We start from the raw sequence: 4,695 nt of genomic DNA, 5'->3' as shown, positions 1-4,695 counted from the left end.
ATCTATAAGCAGTGGCGGACAGAGAGGGATTTGAACCCTCGAGCCCCGATTAAGAGCTGCACCCTTAGCAGGGGTGTGGTTTCAGCCACTCACCCATCTGTCCATAAAAAGAAATCGCATTATAATTGAAGGCCGCTGATATCTTGCTTAAATTTGCATTTCACAATTATAGCCCTCAGATAGAGAATCTAAAAATAAAAAATTTATAAATTTAGTCCTTCCAAAGCCACCATTTTAGCTTAGCTTTGTCTAAGCACGGCGTATTTGCATAGTAGCAAACCATACGGTAAACATAGAGGATACACCTATCGCTGCCGCGTCCGAGCGCCTTTGTGCGCTCAAACATCTCGTCTGGATCTGCACCCTTTAACGAAGCAATGTCTATATAGCCGAGTGCCAGCAGATCGGCCTGCGTCGCCTCGCCGACATAGGGGATTTTCTTAAAATCACTCAAATTTAGCTCCTCACTTCGCTTTGATGTCATCTTCACGCAACATTTTGTAAAAAAGCTTAGTTAAAAACCACTTCACACAAGCTCAAATATTAAATTTGCTCCAAAATTCGTTCACAAATTTCTCTTGGACTTGCATTTTCGTAAATCGGCCTGCCAACAACGATAAAGTCGCTACCTTCTTGCTTTGCACTCACTAAGTTTGCTACTCTTTTTTGATCTCCAGCGCTCTCGCCAAAAGGCCTAACACCAGGGCAAAGAGTGATAAATTTCTCATTTGCAACATCTTTGATGAGCTTGCTTTCAAAAACGGAACAGACCATTCCATCAAGCCCTGATTTAAAACTCATCTGGCTAAATTTTCTAACCGAGCGAGCAAGCGTATCGTTATAAACCATCTCAAATTCACTCTCGTTAAAGCTAGTCAGTGCCGATACTGCGAGCACCAAAGGACGGTTCCCAAGACCAGCTAGCCTATCCATAACTGTCTTCATCGCGCGCTCACCAGCGCTAGCATGCACATTTATCATATCTACGCCGATTTTTGAGACTACTTCAGCAGCATCTGCCATCGTATTTGGTATGTCATAAAGTTTTAGATCGAGGAAAATTTTAAAACCTTCAATCCCTTTTAGCTCTTCTATAAATTTTGCCCCATCCCTAAGATAGCTTCTAAGCCCTACTTTTAGCCAAAGATCAAGCCCCTTTAGCTCGCGAACAAGGGCTAAATTCTCTTCGCGACTAGCCATATCAAGTGCGACACAGAGCCTCACAGATCACCCTTTAGCTTATCAAGTACACCGTTTATAAATTTTGGTGCCTGATCACTTCCAAGTTCTTTCGCAAGCTCGATCGCTTCGTTTATGATAACAGCCTTATCTGTTTGACTAAATTTCATCTCATAAAGTCCAAGTCTAAGGATTGCTAGTTCGGTTACGCCAACTTTGCTAAAATCGCCGTCTTTAAGATATGGCCTTAAAATTTCATCTAGTTTTTCTTTATTTGCGAGCACCTCTTTAAAAGTCTGCTGCGCCTCATGTTTGCGCTCATTTCTTATCTTTTTCTCTTCTAGAAATTCCTCTTCAAATGCAGCAGTTACCGGATTTATCTCATTTGAGTAGAGCAGCGAAACGACGGCCTGCCTAACCTGATGACGAGTCGCCATTTCACGCCTCCAAATTTTTATATAAGTTTAGCATCTCTATCACGCTCGTCATCGCTTCAAAGCCCTTGTTTCCGGCTTTTGAGCCCGCTCTCTCGATGGCTTGCTCGATGCTATCGACCGTTAGCACGCCAAAGGTCACCGGTTTGCCGTATTTTAGCGTGACGTTTGCGATGCCCTTGGTGGTCTCGGCGCTCACGTAGTCAAAGTGAGGCGTAGAGCCGCGGATCACCGCTCCCACGCAGCAAACGGCGTCAAATTTACCGCTTGCAAGCGCCTTTTCAAGTGCCATCGGTATCTCAAACGCGCCCGGCACCAAAATGAGGCTCAAATTCGCCTCATCGCCGCCGTGGCGCAAAAACGCGTCCCTCGCGCCCTCCACCAGCCTATCGGTGATGATATGATTAAATCTAGCGCCCACTATGGCGACCTTTTCGCCGCCTTTTAGAGCCAAATTTCCTTCGATTATTTTCATTAATTTCTCCTTAGATTTTTGCCTAGTTTATCAAAATCTTATTTAAACTAAAGCTAATATCTAATCTCAAAAGAAACGCTAAAATTTCTACCAGGAGCAGTATATCGCTCAAGTCCGGTACCATCAAATTTGACATAGCTTTGGTTACCGTTATATCTAAGCTGTCTTAAATTTTCCCAAGTGGAATACTCTTTGTTAAAAATATTAAACACACCTGCATTGATACTGAAATTTTTGCTGATCTTATAACCCATAGTTAAGTCAAAGACAAAATAGCTTTTACTTAGGAATTTATGTGATTCTGGCTGAGTTGTGCCAGTCACTTTGCCTGTATCTCTATCGACGATTATCTGAGAAAAATTTGGTGGTATTTTTGAAACCGCATCTTTTGCCTTTTTGGCTGCTACAAATTTGCTAGTTAATAAGAGATCAAATTTATTATCACTATATCCGAGCCCAACTACTGCTGTAAACGGCTGAATAGCCATAAGTGAAGTCCCATCATTTTTTTTGCCACGCGCATAAGTCGCCTTTAAGCTTGCGTATAAATTTTCACTTAAATTTAGTGCATTCCCATTTACACGTGAATTTAGTTCCAAGCCTTTGACGGTGGCTCTACCGACATTTACATGTTTAAAATCGAGACTTTTTTTACTGTATTTTTTTACAAGCTCCCATGTATCAAAATCAAGTTCTTCTATCTCATCAATACCAACATCATAATCAGTATCAATAAAATCTCTATATTTAGAATAAAAAGCACTAAAAGCAAGTGCATAACTCTGACTTGACGACAATAAACTTACTTCATGATTAAAGGCTTTTTCTGGTTTTAGCTCCAAATTTCTAACATATCTTGTACTATCCCTAGGTGTATCAAAATACATCTCCTCCACTCTTGGTGCACGAAAACCGGTACTAAACGCATAGTTAACACTCACATTGTTATTTATATTATATTGGGCTCCTGCATTGTAAGTAATAGCTTTAAATTTGCTATTTTTAAGATATGGCGTAGCCACCATTTTATATCCTGCACCAGAGGCAATATTTGCTTGCTTGGGTTTATAAACATATCTATCAAGTCTAACTCCATAATTTAGACTTAAGACTTCGTTTAAGCCCATATCGTCACCCAGAAAAGCATATTCAAGAGTGCTTTTTACTGGCTGAGCAAAGGTTACGTCCGTTGCCTTAACCGGCTTAAAAGGATTTGCTGGATCTACGATAAAACCACTACCGCTCCATTTTGTATTAAAACTTTGTCTAAGTTGTAAATTTTTATTTTTAAAGGTAGAGATATGCCTACCAAGACCAAAACTCAAGATGTGAGAAAATTTACCTGCATTAATGTCACCACTCATGCCGCTTATATCGAACTGTTTTTTATCTTGAAAAAATTCATAGCTATCTTTTTGATCAAAACTTGAGTTGTATTGCATGTCGTTTGGATAGTTTGCATGATATCTTGTGAAATTTGACCTCTGCTGCACTCTTTGCTTATAAAAGCTTACCTTTAAATTACTTAGTAAAGCATCATGGTCTGGCACAAACTCATAGTAAATTCCATATCTTTTATAAGGGATGCTATCTCTTGTTTGCTTTCTATTAAGTGTTGCGGTGCTATTACTCTTCTCTTCGGTAAAATAGTTTTGCCTAAAGTCTTCATAGGATGTATTTATAAAATGCGAGTCAACCCTATAGCCAAATTTCATCAAATTTGAGTGCGTGCGAAATCTCACATCATCGGGTAAAATTCTACCAAAAGAGCAAAGTTCTGGGTATTTATCTGCCAAATACGAATCCTCTATACTAGTCCCCATTCCACAAAATGGCACATCATCTAACTTTCCACTGTAAAAATTTTTTGTCTGTTTGCCACGCTTGTACGTGTGCTGAAACAGTGTTTCGATCCCGCCTGCTTTTACGCCTGCACCTGCAACTTGTCTAAATTCACTATTTTTTGATGCATATGCGCTTTTGCTATAAAAACCAACATTTTGCCCATCCCTTACAAAGTCATCAACATTTTTTGTCTGCATACTAACGCTACCACCGATCGCACCGCTACCTTTGTTTAATGAATTTGCACCTTTTATAAATTCTACACTGCTTATGTTTTCAAGCTCGGTGCTGTTTCGGTTTCCATTTAAAATCCCTAAAATATTGTAAGAGCGGGGCATAAAACTCTCAACGGCTTCCATTCCGTCTATTTTTAAAGAAACCCTATCACTATCTACACCTCGTATAGCATATCCATATATTACCACTTCTACCACCTTCTGTAACAGTTACGCCAGTTTCGTTTCGCACAAGATCTCGCTCAGAGAAAATTTGACCCTTTTTTAACTCGCTTTTACTAAGCTCTGTTTTTTTCGATGATATACCAGCCGCACTTACAACAACACCTTCTAGTAGCAGATCTTGCGATGCAAAGACAAAGCTGGATGCCATACTAGATACAAACAAAATTCTACAAATTCTCATAAAATCTCCTTGAATTTAAAACTAGTTTGAAAGTGTATTGCTATTTGTATAAATTTATTTTGAATTTAAAAATCAATATTTTGTAAAAAATAATATTTAATATAAAAACTTCTTAAAATT

6 protein-coding genes and 1 tRNA gene are annotated in these 4,695 nt (G+C 39.2%); all 7 read right to left on the bottom strand.

Translation table 11 applies throughout. The annotated features are described in order from the left end of the window. Positions 1-12: 12 nt before the first annotated feature. Positions 13-103 (bottom strand) — tRNA-Ser (locus CVS92_RS08790). A gap of 108 nt (positions 104-211) precedes the next feature. Then, complete coding sequence (locus tag CVS92_RS08785) at positions 212-454, bottom strand: helix-hairpin-helix domain-containing protein (protein ID WP_107789201.1); 243 nt, start codon at positions 452-454, stop codon at positions 212-214. Positions 455-543: 89 nt separating this feature from the next. Continuing rightward, complete coding sequence (gene pyrF / locus CVS92_RS08780; RefSeq protein ID WP_107775859.1) at positions 544-1,224, bottom strand: orotidine-5'-phosphate decarboxylase; 681 nt, start codon at positions 1,222-1,224, stop codon at positions 544-546. Beyond that, positions 1,221-1,616: a transcription antitermination factor NusB gene (nusB, locus tag CVS92_RS08775; RefSeq protein WP_107789200.1), complete on the bottom strand. Its 396-nt coding sequence runs from the start codon at positions 1,614-1,616 to the stop codon at positions 1,221-1,223. The genes pyrF and nusB overlap by 4 nt, the downstream gene beginning before the upstream one ends. A 1-nt stretch (position 1,617) precedes the next feature. After that, entirely contained in the window at positions 1,618-2,088 is a 471-nt protein-coding gene (gene ribH, locus CVS92_RS08770; RefSeq protein WP_084108965.1) for a 6,7-dimethyl-8-ribityllumazine synthase, read from the bottom strand. Between the two features lie 53 nt (positions 2,089-2,141). Next, entirely contained in the window at positions 2,142-4,358 is a 2,217-nt protein-coding gene (locus tag CVS92_RS08765) for a TonB-dependent hemoglobin/transferrin/lactoferrin family receptor (protein WP_159070361.1), read from the bottom strand. Next, a complete protein-coding gene (locus tag CVS92_RS08760) occupies positions 4,321-4,575 on the bottom strand; it encodes a hypothetical protein (RefSeq protein WP_107789198.1) in 255 nt (84 codons plus the stop codon). Before CVS92_RS08760 ends, CVS92_RS08765 begins: the two co-directional genes overlap by 38 nt. Between the last annotated feature and the right edge of the window lie 120 nt (positions 4,576-4,695).

It is taken from the genome of Campylobacter concisus, from assembly GCF_003048555.1.
In the GTDB taxonomy this organism is placed as follows: Bacteria; Campylobacterota; Campylobacteria; order Campylobacterales; family Campylobacteraceae; genus Campylobacter_A; species Campylobacter_A concisus_AO.
This window is presented reverse-complemented; position numbering and strand designations above follow the sequence as displayed.